The 22,301-nt window shown below is 59.9% G+C and carries 18 protein-coding genes; 6 read left to right on the top strand and 12 right to left on the bottom strand.

The annotated features are described in order from the left end of the window. Positions 1-12: 12 nt before the first annotated feature. Entirely contained in the window at positions 13-660 is a 648-nt protein-coding gene (locus I2E45_RS05375; protein ID WP_117848562.1) for a DedA family protein, read from the bottom strand. A 223-nt stretch (positions 661-883) separates the two neighbouring features. Between I2E45_RS05375 and cysE the strand changes: the two genes are divergently transcribed. Continuing rightward, positions 884-1,588, top strand: a complete 705-nt coding sequence (gene cysE, locus I2E45_RS05370) for a serine O-acetyltransferase (protein ID WP_195444781.1) — start codon at positions 884-886, stop codon at positions 1,586-1,588. Between the two features lie 110 nt (positions 1,589-1,698). Here the strand turns inward: cysE and I2E45_RS05365 are convergent, their stop codons facing one another. From I2E45_RS05365 to I2E45_RS05350, 4 genes are all read right to left on the bottom strand, one after another. After that, entirely contained in the window at positions 1,699-3,714 is a 2,016-nt protein-coding gene (locus I2E45_RS05365; RefSeq protein ID WP_195444778.1) for an ABC transporter ATP-binding protein, read from the bottom strand. Between the two features lies 1 nt (position 3,715). After that, positions 3,716-5,440 (bottom strand): ABC transporter ATP-binding protein, encoded by a 1,725-nt coding sequence (locus I2E45_RS05360; RefSeq protein ID WP_006235634.1) that lies wholly within the window; start codon positions 5,438-5,440, stop codon positions 3,716-3,718. Then, positions 5,440-5,940: a MarR family winged helix-turn-helix transcriptional regulator gene (locus I2E45_RS05355; protein WP_195444774.1), complete on the bottom strand. Its 501-nt coding sequence runs from the start codon at positions 5,938-5,940 to the stop codon at positions 5,440-5,442. Before I2E45_RS05355 ends, I2E45_RS05360 begins: the two co-directional genes overlap by 1 nt. A 181-nt stretch (positions 5,941-6,121) precedes the next feature. Continuing rightward, on the bottom strand, positions 6,122-6,412 hold the full coding sequence (locus I2E45_RS05350) for a hypothetical protein (RefSeq protein ID WP_006235631.1): 291 nt from the start codon (positions 6,410-6,412) through the stop codon (positions 6,122-6,124). Between the two features lie 294 nt (positions 6,413-6,706). Here I2E45_RS05350 and I2E45_RS05345 point away from each other — a divergent pair, with 294 nt between their 5' ends. Beyond that, complete coding sequence (locus I2E45_RS05345; protein ID WP_195444772.1) at positions 6,707-7,228, top strand: nitroreductase family protein; 522 nt, start codon at positions 6,707-6,709, stop codon at positions 7,226-7,228. A gap of 55 nt (positions 7,229-7,283) precedes the next feature. Here the strand turns inward: I2E45_RS05345 and I2E45_RS05340 are convergent, their stop codons facing one another. The 3 genes from I2E45_RS05340 to I2E45_RS05330 form a co-directional block, all read right to left on the bottom strand. Beyond that, positions 7,284-7,859: a hypothetical protein gene (locus I2E45_RS05340; RefSeq protein WP_195444770.1), complete on the bottom strand. Its 576-nt coding sequence runs from the start codon at positions 7,857-7,859 to the stop codon at positions 7,284-7,286. 84 nt (positions 7,860-7,943) lie between these two features. Continuing rightward, complete coding sequence (locus I2E45_RS05335; protein ID WP_195444768.1) at positions 7,944-9,161, bottom strand: helix-turn-helix domain-containing protein; 1,218 nt, start codon at positions 9,159-9,161, stop codon at positions 7,944-7,946. Positions 9,162-9,427: 266 nt separating this feature from the next. Next, on the bottom strand, positions 9,428-10,462 hold the full coding sequence (locus I2E45_RS05330) for a YeiH family protein (protein WP_195444766.1): 1,035 nt from the start codon (positions 10,460-10,462) through the stop codon (positions 9,428-9,430). A 193-nt stretch (positions 10,463-10,655) separates the two neighbouring features. Here I2E45_RS05330 and I2E45_RS05325 point away from each other — a divergent pair, with 193 nt between their 5' ends. Continuing rightward, the gene (locus I2E45_RS05325; RefSeq protein ID WP_050766156.1) at positions 10,656-11,357 is read left to right on the top strand and encodes a GntR family transcriptional regulator; all 702 of its coding nucleotides are present in this window, start codon (positions 10,656-10,658) and stop codon (positions 11,355-11,357) included. 111 nt (positions 11,358-11,468) lie between these two features. Here the strand turns inward: I2E45_RS05325 and glmS are convergent, their stop codons facing one another. After that, positions 11,469-13,316 carry a glutamine--fructose-6-phosphate transaminase (isomerizing) gene (gene glmS, locus I2E45_RS05320; protein WP_055310170.1) on the bottom strand — a complete coding sequence of 616 codons (1,848 nt, stop codon included), beginning with the start codon at positions 13,314-13,316 and terminating at the stop codon, positions 11,469-11,471. Between the two features lie 279 nt (positions 13,317-13,595). On the opposite strand from glmS, the gene I2E45_RS05315 reads away from it, so the two are divergent. Then, on the top strand, positions 13,596-14,708 hold the full coding sequence (locus tag I2E45_RS05315) for a LacI family DNA-binding transcriptional regulator (RefSeq protein ID WP_229058847.1): 1,113 nt from the start codon (positions 13,596-13,598) through the stop codon (positions 14,706-14,708). 71 nt (positions 14,709-14,779) lie between these two features. Here the strand turns inward: I2E45_RS05315 and I2E45_RS05310 are convergent, their stop codons facing one another. Beyond that, positions 14,780-15,430, bottom strand: coding sequence for an HAD family hydrolase (locus I2E45_RS05310; RefSeq protein ID WP_195444763.1), 651 nt, complete (start codon positions 15,428-15,430; stop codon positions 14,780-14,782). A 173-nt stretch (positions 15,431-15,603) separates the two neighbouring features. On the opposite strand from I2E45_RS05310, the gene larE reads away from it, so the two are divergent. Then, positions 15,604-16,482, top strand: a complete 879-nt coding sequence (gene larE / locus I2E45_RS05305; protein ID WP_195444762.1) for an ATP-dependent sacrificial sulfur transferase LarE — start codon at positions 15,604-15,606, stop codon at positions 16,480-16,482. Between the two features lie 296 nt (positions 16,483-16,778). On the opposite strand, the gene I2E45_RS05300 is transcribed toward larE, so the two are convergent. Continuing rightward, positions 16,779-18,473 carry an ATP-binding protein gene (locus I2E45_RS05300; RefSeq protein WP_195444761.1) on the bottom strand — a complete coding sequence of 565 codons (1,695 nt, stop codon included), beginning with the start codon at positions 18,471-18,473 and terminating at the stop codon, positions 16,779-16,781. Positions 18,474-18,950: 477 nt separating this feature from the next. Between I2E45_RS05300 and I2E45_RS05295 the strand changes: the two genes are divergently transcribed. Beyond that, the gene (locus I2E45_RS05295; protein ID WP_195444760.1) at positions 18,951-19,934 is read left to right on the top strand and encodes a DNA/RNA non-specific endonuclease; all 984 of its coding nucleotides are present in this window, start codon (positions 18,951-18,953) and stop codon (positions 19,932-19,934) included. A 127-nt stretch (positions 19,935-20,061) separates the two neighbouring features. Here I2E45_RS05295 and I2E45_RS05290 read toward each other — a convergent pair whose 3' ends face one another. Then, complete coding sequence (locus tag I2E45_RS05290) at positions 20,062-22,137, bottom strand: elongation factor G (RefSeq protein WP_195444759.1); 2,076 nt, start codon at positions 22,135-22,137, stop codon at positions 20,062-20,064. Positions 22,138-22,301: the final 164 nt, after the last annotated feature.

Raw genomic sequence — 22,301 nt, 5'->3', positions numbered from 1 at the left:
CGCTGGCTCGAGCTACGCGTTCTTTTTGCCCAGCTTAGCCTTAACCAGACCGACCACGGTCGGGATGATCGACACGGCAACGATGCCAACGATTAGCAGCTCAAAGTGCTCCTGCACAAAGGGAATGCCACCAAAGAAGTAGCCCAGCAGTGTAAAGAGCGTTGACCAGGTAATGCCGCCCAGCACGTTAAAGATGACAAAGTTGCGCCAGTGCATGCCGCCCATGCCGGCGATAAAGGGCACAAAGGTGCGGATAAACGGGAAGAAGCGACCCAGGAAGATGGCCAGGTGACCCCACTTGTCCAAGAAATCCTCGGACTTTTTGATGCGCTCGGGCGTCATAGCCTTGACCTTGCCCGAAGCGATGATCTTTTTGCCAAAGAAGTGACCGATCATAAAGTTGCACTGATCGCCCAAAATAGCAGCGGCCCATGCGGTGGCCAGAAGCGCCACAATGTTAAAGCCGCCATTGTGGGCAAAGAAACCCGAGGCGAACAGCAGCGAATCACCGGGAAGGAACGGGAAGAACACCACGCCCGTCTCGATAAAGATGATCAGGAACACGCAGCCGTAGGCCATAAGCGGGCCGGCGGCGATCCAGCTGGCGATCGCGGTGCGCGGGTCTTTGAGCAGCTCGGCGATAAAATTAATGAAACCCATGAAGTAAAACCTCTCAGTTGTGGGCGCGGATACGTCCAAGTTGACCAGTATACGGTTGCGGCGCCCCCTCGTGCGCAACCCCACAAAAGCATGACTCCATTACCAGCAAGTTTGCATAACTGACACCTGTCGTGCAATGCCGCCAAGAATGTCCTTCCTAATCCCTAGCGAATCGCTATACTTTATTGAATCGCATTGCCATGGCGCTAAGGGAGGGCGGACGGTGAGCTTTATCAATACCATTCGCGAGGACATCAAGACCGTCCAAGCTCAGGACCCCGCCGCGCAAAACGGCCTGGTCATTTTCCTTTCGTACCCCGGCCTGCACGCCAAGTGGAACCACGTGCCCGAGCACTGGCTCTGGGAGCACGGTCATCGCTCACTTGCCCGTGTGCTCTCGCAAATCACCCGCCACATCACCGGCGTCGAGATTCATCCCGCCGCACAGATCGGCAAGCATTTCTTTATCGACCACGCCATGGGCGTCGTTATTGGCGAGACTACCATCGTGGGCGACAACTGTGTACTCTACCAGGGCGTCACGCTCGGCGGTACCGGCAACGAGACCGGCAAACGCCACCCCACCCTGGGCAACAACGTCACCGTGGGCACGGGCGCCAAGGTACTCGGCAACATTCGCATCGGCAACAACGTCAAGATCGGCGGCAACTCAGTTGTCGTCAAGGACGTGCCCGATAACTGCACCGTCGTGGGCGTGCCGGGACGCATCATCAAGCGCAACGGCTGCCGTGTGTTTGAAGAGAGTTTCGACGCCAAGCAGCATCGCGAGTACATGCCCGATGACGCCGCCGAGCAGAGTGCCCTCAACCGCCAGGGCATCACCGAGAACGCCCGCCACGTCAAGGAACTCGAGCGAGAGGTGGCCGAGCTCAAAGCCCTCGTCGCCAAGCTCGTGGACGAGCGCTAGAGGCGGACGGCTACCGACAACATTGACGTCAACGCAAAGGCGCGCCAGGAAATTCATCCCCGGCGCGCCTTTCTTTTTGATGTGACATGTGGGGCTGTCCCTTTGTCACATTAAGCGAACTGACTCAAGTAGAGGTCGGCGTAGGCACCCTCGGCAGCCAGCAGCTCCTTATGCGTGCCCTGCTCGATAATGTTGCCGTGGTCCATGACCAAGATCAGGTCGGCATCCACGATCGTCGACAGGCGATGCGCGATCACAAAGCTGGTGCGCCCGCGCATGAGCGCGTCCATGGCGCGGCCGATAGCAAGCTCGGTGCGCGTGTCCACGCTTGAGGTCGCCTCGTCCAGAATGAGAATCGCCGGGTTGTTGAGCAGCACGCGTGCGATGGTCAGCAGCTGACGCTGGCCCTGGCTGATGCTTTCGGCATCGTTGACCACGCGCGTGTCGTAGCCCTGCGGCATGGTGCGCACAAAGAAATCGACCTGGGCGGCGCGCGCAGCCGCAACAATCTCCTCGCGCGTTGCCTCGGGACAGCCGTAGGCGATGTTCTCGGCAATCGTGCCGTCGAACAGCCAGGCGTCCTGCAGCACCATGCCAAACTGCTGACGTAGCTCGCCGCGGTTCATAAGGCGCGTATCCACACCGTCGAGCGTAATGCGGCCACCGTCGATCTCGTAAAAGCGCATGAGCAAGTTGATGAGCGTCGTCTTGCCTGCGCCCGTGGTTCCCACCACGGCAATCTTCTGGCCCGGCTCGGCGGTAAACGACACGTCGCGCATAAGCGGCTTTTCGGGCGTGTAGCCAAAGCGCACGTGCTCAAAGGCGACGCGGCCCTCCACGCGACCCGGTAGCCTGGCAGCCTCGCCCGGCTGCGGATCCACCTCCATCTCGGGCTCATCGAGCAGGTCGAACACGCGCTCCGCACTCGCCAGCGCGCTCTGCAGCGAGTTGAAGGTAAACGACAGCTGCGTCATGGGCTCAGATGCCTCGTAGATAAACTGGAAGAACGCCTGGAACACGCCGACAGTCATGTGGCCGGCAACCAGCATGCTGCAGCCCACAATCGCAATCACGATCTGTGCCAAGCGGCCGATAAAGCGCACCGCGGGGCCGACGGCGTTAATCATGAAGTCGGCCTTGGCACTCACACGTGCCAGCTCGCCCGAGGCCTCGTGCACCTCGGCAGAGCTCTGGCGCTCGCGGTTAAACGCGCGAATCACCAGACGGCCCGAGTAGCCTTCCTCGACCGCGCTCGTAATCTTGGACACCCACTCTTGGCGCTCACCGGTTACGTCATGCGTGCGGCGCGAGACCACCTTGGTCACCAGCAGCGACAACGCCGTAAAGAACAAAAAGACCAGCGTAAGTGGCACGCTAAACACGAACATCACGCTCACGGCGCCCACCACGGTGCCAATCGACACCAGCAGCTGCAGCAAGCCGCGCTGCATGCTCTCGGACATCTTGTCCAAGTCGTTGGTCGCACGGCTGACGACCTCACCGGGACGATGCGCGTCAAAAAAGGCAAGCGGCAGACGGTTGAGCTTTTGTGCGATGCGGTTGCGTAGGCACAGGTTGAGGCGTTCGGCAACGCTCGACATCAAAAAGCTCTGGAGCGCGTAGAACGAGGCGGCGGCCGTCCAAATCATAAAGTAGATGAAGATGGTCCTGCCGCAGTTCTCCCAGGTGATGTTGAAGGTGGCGTTGTTGGCAAACGCCACCTGAATGTGGCCCCACAGCTCATCGATCACACGGGCGCTATATGCCGGCGCAGCGGTGTTAAAGATGGCATAGAACACAATGCTCGCGAACACGATATAGAAGCGCCAATGGTCGCCGGCAGCCTCGCTCCACAGGCGGCGCACCGTCGCCCAGGTGTCGCGGGGTTTCTCGTCCTCGTCCTCGTCGTCCACATCGCGCATGCGCTCCGCCTCAGCGCGGGCGCGCTCGTCCTCGGCGCGCTCATTTTCCTCGTAGAGCGCTTGGCGGCGAGCCTCGCGCTCGGCTGCAGCCTTGGCGGCGTCATCCAGCTCGGTCGACGCGGCAGCCTGGTCGACCGTTTTATCGGCAGCGTCCGCAGCGGCGGCATCGACAAGGCCGCCCTGCTTCTTGAGCTCCTCGGTCATGCTACTCACCTCCCTTCATTTGCGATTCCGCGATGGCGCGGTACACCTCGCAGGTTTCCATAAGCTCGCTATGCGTGCCCAAGCCCACAATCTCGCCGTCCTTGAGCACGACAATCTGGTCGGCGTGCAAGATCGTAGAGATGCGCTGCGCGATGATGAGCACCGCAGCGTCACGCGTCTCATCTTGCAACGCATGACGCAGGGCGGCATCGGTCTTAAAGTCCAGGGCCGAGAAACTGTCGTCGAAGATATATAGATCGGCATGCTTCATGAGCGCGCGAGCAATGGCTAGGCGCTGGCGCTGACCACCCGAGAAGTTCGTACCGCCTTGGGCAACCGGGGTATCGAGCCCCTGCGGCTGATCGAGCACAAAGGTGCTCTGGGCAACCCGCAGCGCATGAAGCATGTCCGCCTCGGTCGCGTCCTCGTTGCCAAAGCGCAGATTGCTTGCCACGGTGCCCGAGAACAGCCACGCCTTCTGCGGCACATAGGCGATGTGCCCGCGAATCTCACCTTGCGAAAGCTCGCGCAGGTCCACACCATTCAGGCGAATGGAGCCCTTGGTGGCATCGTGGAAGCGCAGCAGAAGCTTTGCCACCGTCGATTTGCCCGAGCCTGTCGAGCCAACGATTGCAGTCGTCTGACCGCGACGGCAGGCAAAGCTCAGGTCGCACAGGGTGTCCTCGTCGGCATCGTCAAAGCGAAACGACATGTGGTCGAACACGGCCACCGCATCGGCTTCGTCTTGGGGCTCGCGCGCCCCGTCATCCAGCGTGCGCTCGCCATCGACGATGCTCGGCTCAATCTCCAACACCTGCTGCGCACGGTTCAGGCACGCGGCAGCACGCGGAAGCGTCAGCACCACCATCTGGGCCATCATCACAAAGAACAGGATCAGAATTGCATACTCCAGCACCGCCGAGATACTCGCAATCTGCATGGCGTGGGCGCCTACGCGGTTGCCGCCCACCCACAACACCGCCACCTCGGCGATGTTCATCAAAAAGAAGCTTGAACTGTCGAGGCCCACAAACAGGTGGTTGACTTTGATGGCGTTGGCGGCGTAGTCGCTAAACACCTCGTCCAGACGCCGTTCCTCGTGGCGCTCCTTGTTAAACGCACGGATGACGCGCGCGCCCACAATATTCTCGCGCAGCACCACGTTCATGCGGTCGATAAAGCCCTGTAGGCGCATAAAAATCGGCGCCGCGTTGGCAACCGTAAAGACCGCCGCCACCAGCACAATAGCAACGACTACGCCCAGAAGCGTGCCCATGGCGGGATCGATAAACCAGGCGAAGATGATGCCCGCCACAGCCAAAAACGGCACGGGCAGCACCAGCTGAATCGTCTGCAGAATCGCCTGCTGAATCACGTTGATGTCGTTGAGCGAGCGCGTGATCATCGATCCGGTGCCAAAGCGCTCAAAATCGCTGGCCGCGAGCTCGAGCGATTTGTCGTACACGGCATTGCGGATATCGCAAGCCACGTTGGCGGCCAGGCGCGCCGAAAGATAGCAGCCCAGCACCGTGCCGCCGCTAGCCATGCTGGTCGCGATAAACATGTATAGGCCGTTGCGTAAAATGTAGTCGACATCGCCCGTGGTAATACCGGTGTTGACCATGTTCGCCAGCATCGTGGGAACCAGCAACGTACCGACGTTATCCACCAGCAGCACCAGCAGCGTCACTGCGACAAGCCCTCGATAGGGCTTCAAAAACCTCATTAGCACTCGCACGACTCCCCCTCACCTTGATTCTCGGCTTGGCTCTCGGCAGCGATATGCCGCTTAAATGTCTCGCACTCCTCGCCGAGCACCTGAGAGAATTTGCCGATCAAGCGCATAATCTCGCGCTGCTCACACGGCTCAAGCGCGCCAAAGGCTCGCTGCTCGGCCTTGAGTGCCGGCAGCGCATAACGCTCGGCAAATCGCCTGCCCTCTTCGGTCAGGCTCACAACCTTGTTCTTACGACTGCCTTCGGCAAACTCCAACGTTGCGAAGCCCCGCGCCGTCAAGGTTTTAATTGCCGAGTTGATGGTCTGCTTGCTGTAGAACCATTCGCTTGTCAGACGGCTTACGGCAATACTGCCGCCCGCCGTGCTGGTATCAACGAGCATCCAGTAAGCGCAGTCCGAAAGGCCGCAGGCGCGCGAGAACTCCGAATAGATATGGTCGAGTCCATTGAGCAACCGGTCGAAGTCGACCAGTGTAACCGCACTATTCATCTATCCCACCATTCGATTGTCCGAGTTTTGACCAATTTTGTGTCTCTAGATTAGTCCGAGTTTTGACTATCGTCAACAGGCTCTCCGCAAATGCGTGCACTTTTATGGCCTATCGGCAGAAAAAGACCGCCGGCGCGGGGGCGGCGCCAGCGGTCACGTGAAAATCGAGTTTTATTGCCTGTTAAGCGGCGACGGCCTCATAGACCGTAGCGCCCGAGAAGCTGTCATGCAGGCTCTTGCCGGCAATCCACGGCAGCTCGACGACCTCGCAGACCGTGTTGACCAGCTCGGAGCAGTCAGTAAAGTGGCCCTTGTCGTTGAGGGCCTCGCAATCCTGAACACGCCAATAGCCATCGGTGTGCGTGATGTAGTACTCGTGATCGTTGATCGACACGAAAGCGCGCGTCTTGGAACGCAGCAGCTTCAGAAATCCTTCGAAGTCGGTCTCGACGACATCTCCAGCCTGGAACATGATGTTACCTCCTGGCCCGGCGCCACCACGGCGCATTGATAAACGTTGGTACTCCTTTAGTAAAACCTTTATCAAAGGTTATGCGTTCGTCATTTAGGCAAGTGGTAAAAAACCGCAGGGTAGACGGGATAAAACGTTTAACCATCCCATTTGTTTGTCACATTCTGAAGGTACTTTTATGCAAACCTACTTTCCCAATTGGAATCTATCCTTTTGGCTGGGTAATTGACCGTCTATCGTTTAAGCCCGACGGGTATGAACGGGGCATCTGCAACGCCACCGCAAGGAGACACCATGGAGACTATCGAAGCACTCATTCACCGTCGCAGCTGCCGCAACTACAGCGATCGTCCCGTCGAGGCCGAAAAGCTTGCACGTATTATCGAAGCCGGCCAATATGCACCGAGCGGCATGGGCCGCCAACCGGTGACGTTTGTCGCCGTCACCGACCCCGCGACCGTCGAGCGTCTTTCACAGTTCAACGCCCAGGTCATGGGCAGCAACAGCGACCCCTTCTATGGCGCCAAGACCGTTGTGGTGGTGCTGGTTGACCGCAGCGTGCCCACACATCTGGAAGACGGCTCGCTCGCTATGGGCAACTTGCTCAACGCCGCCTATGCACTGGGTGTCGATTCGTGCTGGATTCACCGCGCGCATGAGGTCTTTGACTCGCCCGAGGGCCTGGAGCTGCTGGCCAGCTGGGGACTGCCCGCCGACGGCAGCCTGCGCGGTGTCGGTAACTGCATTCTTGGCTACGCCGAGGACACGCTACCCGAGCCCAAACCCCGCCGCGACAACGTGGTATACGTCAAGTAGCGCAGGAGTGTCCCAAACTGCCGGCAGAAAAGGAACGTCCCCTTCTGCCGGCAAGCTATGTTGATATTTGAGTAGTCGTCGTTTCGTTCGTCTGGGCCGTTTCGGCGTCGTCGCCTTGCTTATCTTCGTCCTTTTGCGCGTCGGCGATGGTGGAGGCCGCCGCGACGATACCGCGCTGGGGTGCGACGCCCGTCTGGGTCTGAGCGCCCTCGACAACTTCTGTGCCTGCATGCGCGAGCTCGGGCGATTTAAACACTGCGTCCAAGTTGGCGCCACCGCCGGCGTAGCCGAGCGCGGCGAGTGCGATGACGATCACTGCAACGACGACCGCGATCGGAACATAACGGTGCCAACCAGCCGGATTGAGCCCACTGCGGCGAGCCGCCCCGCGGCTGATGTAACCGAGCGTTCCGTCGTGCTTGAGCTTTGAGCCCACCACGCGTTTGCGGCCCCACAGTGAGGACTCTGCCTGCATTGCCAAGCGGGCGCTTGCCGAAGGATAGCCATATTTAGTGCGCTTGAACGAGCCATCAAACCCCGAGGCGTGTTTGCCCCACGTCACCGATGTCGTGCGTCGGTTGACCGGCGCGGCGCTCCGCCTTCTGCGGCTCGGTTTTGAAGTCTCAGCCATATGCCCTCGCACGCCGTAACCAAATCGAAACAATAACGCTTTGGACTGTAGCACACGCGTCGCGCGCGGTCACGGGCGCCTCGCTCAACGGTCATCGTCCTTCAGCAAGCGCCACAGCGTTGTACGGCTTATACCCAGCACCTCTGCCGCACGAGTCCGGTTGCCGTGGAGATGATCTACAACCAGATGCGCGATATCTCGCTCGGTATCTGCCAGCGGTCGCAGGATATACAGGTCACTTTCGAGCGTCGGGGCGCCAAAGGTTGCGGTCTTAATCACGTCCTCTTGGGCGAGCACTTCCTCCGCCACAGCGCGGTCCACCGTGCCCGCCCCCACCAATATATACAGTCGTTCCGAGACCTCGCGGAGCTGCAGATAATTGCGCGGCCAGCGGTAAGCATCGAGCGTCTTCGTCGCCGCGGCAGACAGCGTGGGCGCTGCCGTCCCAAATGCATCAGCGAGATATTCCAAATAGCGCGCGACCTTCGTCGACGCGGCTCCCTGCTCGGCGATTGCCGGCGCCACGCTCACCGCACAGGCGAAGCGCTCGGTCACAAAGGCGGCTTGATCACTTTCGCCGCCGCCCGGCATGTCATTCGCCGTCAGCACCACATGGCAGCGCGTCGCCAACGCGGTGTCGGCCATCGCGGAAACGAGCTCGCGGAGGCGCTGGGGGCCAACCGCATTCCAGCCCTCAATGCAAAGTGTCAGCCCCGTTTGGAACAGCGGCGATTCGGAGCTTTTGAGCACATGGCGCCAACCGCGATCGGTGAGTTCATCGAGCGCGACGGAAACAAAGGGTTGATCGGCAAAAGGGCCATCCAGGTAGAGGCGCATGGCAATCTCGACCTGACCCGCTCCCAGCTCGCCCTCGAACATAAGGGGCACGCCGCGCGCATAGCTCTCGGCAACCGGTGCAGCCACCGAGGCCGCCCCCTCAACGATGCCGTACGCGCTCGATTCGTAGCGGACCCCGACTTCGTCGGCGTTGAGCCACTCGATGCCCGCGTGCGCCGCGGCGCCGCGCACCTCGCGGACCACGACGACCCAAAGGCCCCCGCCCTCTTTGTCGGTGGGGCGAACGGTCAGGCTCAGGCGCGTACCCGCACGCCCCATAACCAGACGCGCGCCGTCTCCTATACGGTCGAGGCGCTCAGCGACAAAAGCCGCCACATCCCGCTCGAGCGCCGCGTCATTCATGGTCGAGATCGCGACGTCCCCACGCACATCGATTGCCAATGCCGAGGCCCCGGCAGCAGCCAGGGCCTCGGTCAAGATGTTCAGCTTGGCATCGCTATCCATGATTTGCCCCTGTCCGCGGCGACATGCAGCCGCCGACGGTCGCACGACCGAGTGTTTCAAAATTGAACGATATTGCTCACCAAACACTATAGGGCAGAAAGCGCCGTCCTGCGAGTATAGGTGTTGCCCCGCATCGCCATCCTGGCGGGGCGATAAGAGCTCTTCGGGACTTATAAACCTGCGGACAAGCCATACCCGCAAGAGCTCCTATCGCTCCACCGTGAGAATGCGCTCACCAGCAACCAGCACGCAAACAAGCTACTTCTCTACCAGATTCCCAGTACGTGTTGCATTCCCAAACTCATGCACGCAATGCCAATCCAGCAGCAAAAGCCCAATGCGATGGGCTTGCCGCCCTTTTTGACCAGCTCGACGATATCGGTATTAAAGCCAATAGCCGCCATGGCCATCACAATAAAGAATTTCGACAGCTCCTTGATGGGCGCCGTAAAGGACGCGGGAAGCTGAAGCACCGTGGTGATCACGCTCGCCAGCACAAAGAACAGCACGAACATGGGAAACGCGCGTTTAAGCGAGAACGTGCTTTTGGCGTCACCGCCGGCCTTGCGCGCCAGATGCATCTGCCAGCATGCGAGAACCAACGTGATGGGAATAATGGCCAGCGTCCTGGTGAGCTTGACCACTGTGGCGCCCTCGAGCACATTGGCGCCGGGGTGCATGCTGTCCCAGGCGCTCGCCGCAGCCGTTACGGACGAGGTGTCGTTGATGGCGGTACCGGCAAACAGGCCAAAGCCCTCGTTGGTCAGCCCGAGCATGCCGCCGAGCGTCGGAAACACGAGCGCCGCGATAACGTTAAACAGGAAGATGACCGAAATAGCCTGGGCAATCTCGCGATCGTCGGCATCGATGACGGGTGCGGTCGCAGCGATGGCAGAACCGCCGCAAATCGACGAACCCACACCCACAAGCGTCGCGATCTTGCCCGGCACGTTCATAACGCGGCAGAGCACAAAGGCGATGACAAGCGAGGTCGAGATTGTCGCCACGATAATCGGCAGCGACTGGGCGCCCTTGGACAGAATCTGGGAGAGGTTCATGCCAAAGCCAAGCAGGATAACCGCGTACTGCAAGACTTTTTTGGACGTATAGGTGACGCCGGCGGCGAGCTGTTCGCGACGATTCTTGGGAAAGACGAGCGCCAGGACCATGCCAAAGAGGATGGCGAATACCGGACCGCCGACCACCTCAACCTGTTTGCCGAGCAACGTCGCGGGAATGGCGATGGTCAGGCAGAACAAGACGCCTTTCCAGCGCTCGCGTACGATATTTGCCAGTTGCATATGGGATTCCTTCTTTCTATTTCACGTTTGCGACGGCTTATGATACGGCAACATTGAGCACAGCCTTGCGCAAACACAGACTAAGATGCCGCGATAGTTCTCAGGCAACAGCCGAATTACCCACCGCGGAGAGCTGATTCGCGGCATAATTAACAACTGACATATGAGTTTGATAGAACAGTTGCGAGGCGCTATGGAAGAATCGATGCACGTCGGCGAGCAGGAAACGAGCCTACAGGACCAGTCCTACCACACCATTCGACGCAAAATCGTCTACCTGGACTACAAGCCGGGCGAAAAGCTGGGCGTCAAGCAGCTTTGCGATGACCTGGACATGGGTCGCACGCCCGTGCGCGAGGCTTTGGTTCGCTTGGCGCAGGAAGGCCTGGTGCGCACCGTGCCCCAGAGCGGCACCTACGTCTCGCCCATCAACCTCACCCTTGCCGAGAGTGCCTGTTACATCCGCGAGCATCTGGAAAAGCAGGTGATTGTGGAGTGCTGTGCGCGCGCCACGTCGGCCGGCATCGAGCAGCTCGACCGCGCCATCGTGCTGCAGGAAAAGGCCATGGCCGAGGAGGATCGCATCGGCTTCTTTTTGAGCGACAACCTCATGCATCACATGATTTTTAGCATCGCATGTCGCAGCACCGTGTGGTCGTGGCTCGAAGAGACCAATGCCGACCTTGAGCGCTTCCGCTGGCTGCGCGCCGCCACGCAGGTTCTCGACAATCAGGACATCGTGAACGAGCACAAGCAGATTCGCCGCGCTATCGCCGGTCGCGACCCCATCGAAGCGAGCTTTTTGGTCAGCAAGCACCTGCACATGATGTTCCGCAACCAAACCGAGGTTCTGGACCAGTTCCCCGAGTACTTCGAGACCAGCAAGCTCCGCTAACCTGCCAAAAAGGGACAGGTTTATTTTGGCAGGTTTTATCTGGGCAAATGCAACAAGGCCCGGCTCCGCTGCAACGGAGCCGGGCCTTGGTCGCTAGGACGGCGGAACCAACTATTCCACGGTCACGCTCTTAGCGAGGTTTCGGGGCTGATCGACATCGCAGCCGCGCAGGATGGCGACCTCGCGGGCGAGCAGCTGCAGCGGGACGCTCGCCGTGATGGGGCTGAACACGTCGCGGACTGCTGGCACGCGGATGATGCAGTCGGCGATCTTGTTGATCTCCTCGTCGCCCTCGGTGGCAACGACGATGACCTTGGCGCCGCGCGCCTTGCACTCCATGAGGTTCGACACGGTCTTGTCGTAGGTGGCACTCTTGGTGGCCACAGCGATGACAGGGAAGCCCGGGTCGATCAGGGCAATGGGGCCGTGCTTCATCTCACCGGCGGCGTAGGCCTCGGCGTGCAGGTAGCTGACCTCCTTGAGCTTGAGTGCACCCTCGTAGGAAATAGCGGCGCCCATGCCGCGACCCACGAACAGTGCGGACTGCGCGTCCTTGCACAGCAGGGCGGCCTCATGCACGGCCTCGGTTTGGGTATCCAAAATCCACTGGATCTGCTCGGCCGTATCGGAAAGCTCGCGGAACAGCATGCGCGCCTGCTTGGTGGTCAAGCGGTACTTGACCTGCGCCAGCAGCAGGGCCAAAAGCGTAAGGCTCACAACCTGGCCGATGAAGCTCTTGGTCGAGGCGACCGCGATCTCCTTGTTGGCCTTGGTGTAGATAACACCGTCGCTCTCACGCGCTACGGGGCTGCCCACCACGTTGGTGATGCCGAAGACCTTGGCACCCTTGATGCGCGCGTCGCGAATGGCGGCAAGGGTATCGGCCGTCTCGCCCGACTGGGACACGGCAACGACAAGCGTCGTCGGCGTAATGATGGGATTGCGGTAACGGAACTCGCTGGCCGCCTCCACCTCGGTGGGGATGCGAGCCCAGCCCTCAATGAGATTCTTGGCAATGAGGCCAGCGTGATAGCTGGTGCCGCAAGCGATCACGTAGACGCGATCGATGTCGTTGAGCTCCTCGAGCGAAAGGCCCAGCTCGTCGATGTCGAGCTCGCCGGCCGGCGTCATACGACCGACCAGCGTGTCGCGCACGACGCGCGGCTGCTCGTGGATTTCCTTGAGCATAAAGTCGGGATAACCGCCCTTTTCTGCCATGTCCAGGTCCCAGTCGATGTGGGTGACCTTGGGCTCGATAACGTTGCCGGCCTCGTCGGTGTACTCGACGCCTGCGGGCGTGAGCCTGGCAAACTGACCGTCCTCGAGCACCACGACATCGCGGGTGGCGTCGATGAGCGCGATGACATCGGAGGCGACATAAGCGCCGGTCTCGCCCGCGCCGACCACGATCGGGGAATCCTTGCGGGCCACGGCGATCACGCCGGGCTCGTCAGCGCACACGGCGGCCAGACCATAGGCGCCGACCACGTGGGCGCAAGCCTCGCGCACGGAGGCCATCAGGTCGTGCGTCTCGGCATAAGCCTCTTCGATCAGATGCGCGAAGACCTCGGTATCGGTCTCGCTCTTAAAGTGGTGGCCGCGACCCTCCAGCTCTTCGCGCAGCTCGGCGAAGTTCTCGATGATGCCGTTGTGGACGATGGCGATACGACCGTCGCAGCTAGTGTGGGGGTGAGCGTTAACGACCGAAGGCTTGCCGTGGGTGGCCCAACGGGTGTGGCCGATACCGCAGGTAGCGTCGCTGTCGATGTTGGAAAGCTCGCTCTCCAGGCCCGCGACCTTGCCCACGCGGCGGATGACGTCGAGGTGCGCCGCGGCGCCCTCGCCCACCTCGAGCGCGACGCCCGAGGAATCATAGCCGCGATACTCCATACGCTTGAGGCCCGTGACCAGGATGTTCTTTGCAATATCAGAGCCGGTGTAGCCGACGATTCCGCACATAGGATAAATCCCTTCGTTCGCGTGACTGCAAGACGTCCACGCACAGGGGGCGCTGAGACGTATAACGTTCGAGTATTGTACTCACGCAAACGCAAGCTGATATACCAGAAGTGGTACCTCAACTTAGATACCACCCGATGCACACACGTCCAGCCGGTCCAAACCACCACAATGGGACAGGCACCTTTGTGGTGGTTTTCAACATGGTGGGCTTTGACACCCCAGGGGCGGGCGATGCTACAATCTGGCTTGTACTTGAAACGCATCAAAGGGGCCGCTATGGCAAAGGTTAAAATCAGCGACGTCGCGCGCGAAGCCGGGGTTTCGTTGGGCACGGTTTCCAACGCACTCAACCATCCCGAAAAGCTGCGCCCCGAGACCCTCAAGCTCATAAATGAAACCATCAATCGACTGGGCTACCTGCCCAACCAAAGCGCTCGTCAGCTCGCGGGCGGCGCCACCAAGTCCTTTGGCCTGGTGCTCCCCCGTCTCGATCACGGCTTTTCGCTCCAAATTGCCAGCGGTGCCCATAACGAGGCCCGAAAGCACGGTTACGACCTGCTCATCGCCAACGCCGATAACGACGATATTCTCCAGGACCATTACCTGCGCTACTTTATGGGCACCCAGATGTCCGGCGTCATGGTTCAGCCCATGGCATCCCCCGACTGGCACCCCGCTATGACCAAGATGCCCGTGCCGATTGTCCACCTGGACATCCATTGCTCCGAGCCCGGCTACTACGTAGCGGCCGACAACGAGGCACAGGGGCGCATTATCGCCGAGCTCGCCATCGCCCGCGGCGCACACCATATCACCGTTGTGGGCAGAGCGGCATTCATGCAGCTCACCCTGCGCGTCCTTGGCATTCACAAGGCCCTCGCCCTGCATCCCGATATCAAAATTGAGGTCATTGACGCCGGAGAGTGGAATACCGCAGCCGACGGCTACAGCATTGGCGCTCAGATTGCCGGGCGCCCTGCCAACGAACGCCCCGATTTTGTCGTCGGTCTGACCGACGTGTTGGCCTCGGGCGTTATCTCGGCATTGGTCGACAAAGGCATCTCCGTCCCCGAGCAGGTTCGCGTGGCCGGATGCGACGGCAACCCACTCGCTTGGAGCGGATCGGTCCCGCTCACTACGGTAGCGCCCCCGGGCTACGAGATTGGCCGCAAGGGTGTCCAACTGCTCATGGAGCAAATCGAGAACAAGGTCCCGACAAAGACCAAGCATATCCACGTCGGCTCTGCAGCACGCACCGTCACCGCAGCCACCGCCGCCGAGGATATCAACCGCCAAGAATTGGTACGTCCGTTCCTACTGGAGCGCGCCAGCACCCAGGCAAACACCCAGACCGACGCCACGGCCATCAACCTAGGCGCGTATCTATAGCACGTCGGCCAGTATGCCAAAACGCCGCTTACGCAAAGACGGCCAATTACTCGCTTCAACGCCGCAATTGTCTAGCGTGCGGCCTTGACCGCCGCCGCCAGATCGAACAACGTGTCGAGCACGACCTCGCAGCCATCCACCACGTCCTGCGGCAGCGGCACGATATCGGGCACAGCAAAGACATGGCAGCCGGCCGTGATACCCGAGACGCAGCCGTTGCGCGAATCCTCGACCACGGCGCACTCCTCGGGGGCAAAGCCCGCGCGCTCGCAGGCGAGCAGATACATCTCGGGGTCGGGCTTGCCGTGCACGACGTCCTCGCCACACGTTACCGTTTCAAACTTGTCAAAAAGACCGACCATCTTAAGGTTGCGCTCGGCCGTAACGAGGCGCGACGACGTCGCTAGGCCCACGTGATAGCCCGCAGCTAGCAGCTCGTCTAGGCACTCGGCGGCGCCGGCCTTAAGTTCCAGTTCGGTCTTGACCATCTCGTCGCGAATCTCCTTGTGGCGGACATAGACCGCCTCGGTGGTTTCGTGGCTGCCGTAATGCTCATCAAGGATGTCCATGACATCGGGCAGCGTGCGACCGATAAACTGATGGATCAGCGCATCATCAATCGCGAGCCCAAGCTCAGCGGCGCCTGCCTTCCAGGCCTTAATCCCCAAACGCTCGGTATCGACCAGCGTTCCATCCATGTCAAAAATAACAGCCTTGATCATATCGGTCCCCCATCGACTCTCGCTGTCGCGTTGCTGCAACTCTACCGCATTTGGCAACTTGTATATAACGTATATGCCATATTGCACTTTCGTTACACAGATAGAAGTCTTATGGCAAGTAACGCATTAGGATTATAGTTTTCGATCGAGTACTCAACGATAAGGATCGTTTCATGATTTTAGACACCACGGCACCCGCAGAGGAGCTTCAAGACAAGCTATCGGCGCTCGAACAGCTGCTTTTGGCATACGGGCGCGTGGCTATCGGGTTTTCCGGCGGCGTTGACAGCAGCTTTTTGGCCGCCGTATGCGCCCGCATCATGCCTACCAATACCCTCCTCGTCCATCTCACCACGCCGCTCATCGGCACGCCCGAGCAGGCCTCGTTTGAGCGGTCCGTTGATGGACAAGCCAATGAAGGGGCACATTTTAAGCTCCCCGTGCTCAATCTTTCGGTCGATCAGCTGCAGCTCCCCCAAGTAGCCTGCAACGATGCTAATCGCTGCTACCACTGCAAGCACGCCGGCTTTACCGCCATCGTCAACCACGCCAAGTCGCTCGGCTTTCCCACCGTCATCGATGGCAGTAATGCAAGCGATCGCGGTGACTACCGCCCCGGCATGCGTGCGGCAGAAGAGCTCGGCGTACGCTCACCCCTTATGGAGGTCGGCTTTACCAAGGACGAAGAGCGCGAGCTGCTGCGCGCATGGGGCTATCCCGTTTGGAACCTGCCGGCGGGAGCATGTCTTGCCACCCGCGTCCCCACGGGCGAGGAGCTTACGCGCGAGAAGGTCGATTTAATCCGCGCCTGCGAGGATTACCTGCACGATCTTGATCTGGCACAGGTACGCGCGCGCTTGATCGGCGGCTGCATGCATATCGAGGCCGCACCCGCAGATGTCGCCAAGATTGCTGCCCTCGGTGGCAACGCCGTCGATGCCGAGGGCAAAACCCCGCTGCCCGCCGTTATCGAGTCCGCGCTGCGCGAACTGGGCTGCGACCATATCTCCCCTGAGGTCACCCCCTACATCCACGGCAACATGAACCAGTAGGTTGCGCCGTTTTACAAACGGCGCAACTGCTCGGCGCTGCACGGGCTCCGGGCACGGCAATCTGACGTTCAACTTCACGGGCGCGACCAAAAGGTCAGCGCCCGCTTGTTTCACGTCACCTTACCGCTCCCGGAGCCCGCTCGCTCGCATATGCTCAACCTGGACTGCGTTAACTGACCTACCAAAAAGGGACAGGTTTATTTTGGCAGGTTTTATCTGGGGAAATATCGCGAGACAATCGCCCCTCCAGCACCCATCTGGCCTCGAGAGACACTAGAGAGGCGACCCGGCTGCATCTACTTCTTCCGATATCGGCGGTTACGACTCGTCGATGAACCCATTACTTCGATGAGCCCTTTATCCGCCATTTTTGGCAGATGGTAACGGACAGACGAAATTCTGACCCCCGATGCAACCGCTATTTCTCGCGCCGTCATATCCACTTCGGCGCTGAGAGCCTCCAGGATCCTATCCGCCGTCGAAGCTGACGGTTCTCTGTTCCTATCGATAATTTCGAACGTGTCTTTGCCGCATTTTGACAGGGCATGTTTATCTACAAGGTCCCCGCAGATCAGGCGAATGTCATCCGAATCCCACTTCAGGGCCTCTCGTATTTTTTGAACATCGCATACGCACCCATGCTCCCGCATAAACATGAGCAATGTTTCTTCGCGATCCGTCAGCTCGGTGCCCACATGGCTCTGAATCCACGTGCGGTTTTCAGCAAGCTCCGCCCCGTGCCGGGAAAGCAGCACCGTAAACGAATCGGCCTTAACGATAAATTTCGGCCTGCCAAGCGAACGAGACTCCATCTCGCGAATCATAGCCGGGATACCAGATCCCTGGCTTTCCGCAACGGCCCCCTCGGCATGCTCTAACGGCGTCGCCCCCATTAGGCTCATGAGCTTTGGGTTTCGGCAGCGCGATTCCCCGTCTGCAAGATTGTCCACCGTCTTTCCGCCCCAAAGGCCGCCAGGGTTTTTGATCTCTATTCTGTCTGGATAGATATCGACACTCACGGCCTGCCCCACAAACATGGGCGAATATTCTCGATGGATGCAGGCATTTGCCAAGGCCTCGCGCAAAACCTCCTGGGGAACTTCCCAATCCTCCCTTCTGCCAGCGCCTTGCACTATCGTCGCTTTGCGCAAGTTTCGTCCAATCGCGGCAAGGGCATCTTCGATGCAAGCCGGAATCGGGCCATCGCACAACTGGCGGTCAATAAACCGGGGTTGCCCGGGTGCAGATTTTTCCACATCGGAATGAACGGCGACATCGATCATCAGTTTGGGATAGAACTGCTGGGGGTAAATTCCCGCCGACAGAAGCCCCGCGAGCTTCACGGCACCATCCTTTGTAGTGATATTGAGTCTGACCAGCTGCTTTTCCAGCGTATCGGCCCCGCGCAAAACGCGGGGGGTCTGCAGCCGGCGATTTGCGATAATAGACCGCACGACATCTGGATCCAAATCCTCGACCGTTGCCTCCGAAACCACCGTGCCGTCTGCATCGCTCGGAAGCAACGCACTCTGCAGCTCATATAGCTCAGCGGGTGACATCTTGATATCTTTATCATCCACGCGCTTGTAGCTACCGTTCTGCACGCCGCGCGCGCCGATATAGCAAGGCTTCGCTTTAAGCTCAAGTTCAAAGATGCGCACCAGAAGCACCTGGAGCCCGTCGACCTCGCCTCGATCAAGCTCGTACCGCGGCGCATGGGTCACCACTGCCGCTGAGCCTCCGTCTCCGATACCCGAAACAAACTGATCGCGCACCCTATCGATAGCAAAGTTAGCCGAAGGAACAAATCCTTCGGCTTCGTTTAGGCCCAAAATAATGAGCCCACCCGCAGTGTTCGCAAAAGCGCTCACTGTCTCCCATACGTCTGCGCTCAATTTATTCGTGCAGGCTTTAACTTCTACCGATGCGTCATCAGTCCCCCGCCTGCGAAGGCGCTCAACGATAAGGCCAAGAGGTTCATCCAGCAGCATTGGCATTCCGTCTCTCTAAAACGATAGATTTATCTCTCTAAAGTATAGTATATCTCTCTAACTTTAGAGAGATAAGCACCTTATTTTAGAGAGACATTTAGAGAGATGTATCGAATTCACTGTTAGATAGCCCAATGTTATCTCTTTAACTGGCTTTCTCTTTAGAGAGACAATTAGAGAGACGAGCGCGACCTCTCTAATCAAGGGCACCACTCTTTAAGGTGCACACTCCCTAACCGTGTCCTAAGTTGCGGTGAAATAGTCCCCCGATTAACCTGCCAAAAAGGGACAGGTTTATTTTGGCGGGTTTTATCTGGGGAAACGCAAAATAGCCCCACATACACAACCACCGCAGCTCCATATGAGGCAAATGAATCAGTAGCGTCTATCCCAAATCTTGAGTATTTGTTCGACAGAACGGCCCCTGCCGGCTCCTGCTAGACTGGTAGATTCCCAACCGTCCATCCAGGAGCCGCAATGTCGCGCAAGTCCGCCTACAAGCAAGTACTTTCCATCGGCACCGCCGTGGTGCTGGGGTTTGCGCTGTTTACGGGATCGCTCGACGGAGCGCCCAAGTTGCTGTCGCCGCAAGGCGATGAGCAGGCGGCGGCTCTGGCCGAAAAACAAAACGAGAGTCCCAGCCGCACCGACGACGAGGCAGACCTGGTCGCTCGGCTCGAATCGGGAACGGCGAGCGCGGCGGACCCTCAAAACAGCCAGGACTCTGGCGATGGCTCCGATTCCGCCGCGACCGACACCGATGACGACGTTTCCGCGGGCAGTGCCGCCACCCCCATCGACGAGGTCGAAAACCCCGACCTCAACCGCGCCCGCGGTGTTTATCTCAGCAGCATTCCCGACTACGCCGGCAACCCCTACGTTGCCCTTCGCGCCGACAGCACGCACCCGCTCGGCACGCCGTCATTCACACTCGATGAATACGATCGCGCCACCGAAGAGGGCTGCTTTAAGAAATTCTCCAAGCTCGACAGCCTGGGTCGCACTCGCAAGGCGCTCGCCTGTGTAGGCCCCGAGTCGCTCGGACAGGGAAAGCGCGGCGATATCTCGCGCATCCATCCTGCCGGTTGGCACCAGCAGCGCTACGACTTTATTCCGGGCCAGAGCCTCTACAACCGCTGCCACCTTATCGCCTGGTCGCTCTGCGGCGAAAACGCCAACCGCAAGAATCTCCTCACCGGCACGCGCTATCTCAACGAGACGGGCATGCTGCCGTTTGAAGAGCAGATTCTCAACTATATTCGCGATACGGGCAACCATGTGCTCTACCGCGTCACGCCTATGTATAACGAAGAGGAACTTGTCTGCCGTGGCATGCGCCTTGAGGCGCAATCGGTCGAGGACCACGGCAAGACCCTCTGCTTCCACGTATATTGCTACAACCTGCAGCCGCACGTGCAGATCGACTACACCACCGGCCGCAATCAGGCCTCGGGAGACTAGGACCGACCAAGCTGCCCCAAAGCCTAAATGATCCGTTTTCCTCCGTCCCCAAGGAATCAAAAAGAGCCGCCCCGGTTACCCAGGGCGGCCCTTTCGTCAGCACCTACATTGCAGACAAAATCACGCGCTACTTGGCGCGGCCCTCCTCATAGCGCTCGACCAGCTTGGCCTGAACGTCATAAGGCACCTGCTCATAGCCTGCGGGCTTCATGGTAAAGTCACCCGTGCCGCGCGTGATAGAGCGCAGGCGCGTCGAATAATCCGTCAGCTCTGCCAGCGGCGCCTGGGCAATAACCACGGTATCGCCGCGCTCATCGGTCTCCATGCCCGTCACGCGACCGCGCGATGCCGAGATGTCGCCCATCACAGCGCCGGCGTAGCTCTCGGGGATGGTCACCGTAATTTCCTCAATGGGCTCCAGCACCACCGGGTCGGCATCGGCACATGCCTTGCGCAGGCCGATGCGAGCTGCCGCGCGGAACGCCATCTCGTTGGAGTCGACGCTGTGATACGAGCCGTCGTACACAGCCACGCGAATGCCCGTGAGCGGGTAGCCGGCAATGATGCCGTCCTTCATGGTCTCCTGGACACCCTTGTCCACGGCGGGGATCAGCGAGCGCGGAATACGGCCGCCCACGACCTCGTCCACAAACTCATAGCCATCGCTCGTGCCGTCGGGCCCAATGAGCGGCTCCACGCGCAGCCAGCAGTCGCCGTACTGACCGGCGCCGCCGGTCTGCTTCTTATGGCGGCCCTGGGCACTTGCCGTACGGCGAATGGTCTCGCGATACGGAATGCGGATCGGCACGCTCTTGGCCACGACTTTGGTGCGATCCTCCAAACGGTTGAGCAGCACCGAAACCTGCGCCTCACCAACGGCGGAGATAATGGTCTGGCCGGTCTCCTCGTCGCGGTCGATGCTCATGGTCGGATCGGCCTTGCAGGCCTTCTCGATAAACGTGTAGAGCTTCTCTTCGTCGCCGCGATTCTCGGCCTCGATGGCAATGCGGTACTGCGAGTTGGGGAACTTAAACGCCGCGGCCTCGACCTTACCGGTAATCGAGAGCGTGTCGCCCGTCTCGGCAGCCAGCTTGGGCGCCACGATGATGTCGCCGGCATAGGCGTGACCGACCTCGGTCATATCGCGGCCGCACATCACATACAGGTGAGCCAGACGGTCGCCCTTGCGGGTACGCGCGTTGATCAGCTCAAGACCCGGCTCAAGCGTACCCGTCAGCACCTTGATAAAGCTGATGCGACCCTGCTGCGGATCGGCCAGGGTCTTAAACACAAACGCCACCGGACGGTCATCGTCGCTCGAGATTTTGAGCGAATCACCGTCGATGAGCGGCATCTCGCCGTAGTCGGTCGGCGCCGGGAAGTACGTCGCGATGTCGTCCATCAGCGAGTTGACGCCCTGCTCCTTAATGCAATCGCCCGCAAAGACCGGCACAAAGATGCGCTCGGCGATCGCCTTCGACAGCAGGCCCTCAAGCTCCTCCTGCGTCAGCGTCTCCTCGCCTTCCAGGTACTTCATCATCAGCTCATCGTCGGCCTCGGCCACCAACTCGCACAGATGGTCATGGGCCTCCTCGGCCTGGGCACGATACTCCTCGGGAATCTCCGACTCAACGGCTTCGGTGCCGTTGCAATGGCGCGCCTTCATGCGCACCAGGTCGATGATGCCGTCAAAGTCCTCGCCCTCGCCCCAGGGAAGGGTCACGGCGCCCAGGCGCGTGCCAAAGCGCTCTTGCAGCAGGGCCATCGTGGTCGCAAAGCTGGCCTCGGAGCGCGACAGGCGGTTTACGAACACCGCACGCGCCAGACGCAGGTCCTCGGCGGCATACCAGAGCTTAACCGTCGTAGGCTGTGGGCCGGCCTCGGCGTCGACCACAAACAGAGCCGTCTCGCAGACGCTCATCGCGGCAAAGGCGTCGCCGATAAAATCGGGGTAGCACGGGGCATCGAGCACATTGATGCGCGCGCCCTTCCAGTCGATCGGCGCGATGGTCGTCGAGATGGAAAATGCACGCTTGACCTCTTCGGGGTCATAGTCGAGCGTGGGCTTGGTGCCGTCGCGGGCGCCCAGGCGGGCGGTCTTGCCGGAAAGGTGGAGCATGGCCTCGGCGAGTGAAGTCTTGCCCACCCCGCCTTGGCCTACGAGCACCACGTTCCTTACGTTACCGGTCTTGGGAGCACCCATGATGACCTCCTTGCAGGGCCGCGCGCAATGCGCGACGCCAACGGGGAGAGTTCGCGGTCGGTGCCATCCCGGGAGCAGCATGGTCGGCAGCCGAGCCGACTCACCCTCCAAATGTCCTATGCCACCACCCTACCCTCACGGGCGACCGTCCATGCACACCTTTC

The sequence above is a fragment of the Collinsella aerofaciens genome, assembly GCF_015555045.1.
GTDB lineage: Bacteria > Actinomycetota > Coriobacteriia > Coriobacteriales > Coriobacteriaceae > Collinsella > Collinsella aerofaciens_W.
Note: the sequence above shows the minus strand (reverse complement) of the source record. Positions and strands in the feature narration are given on the sequence as shown.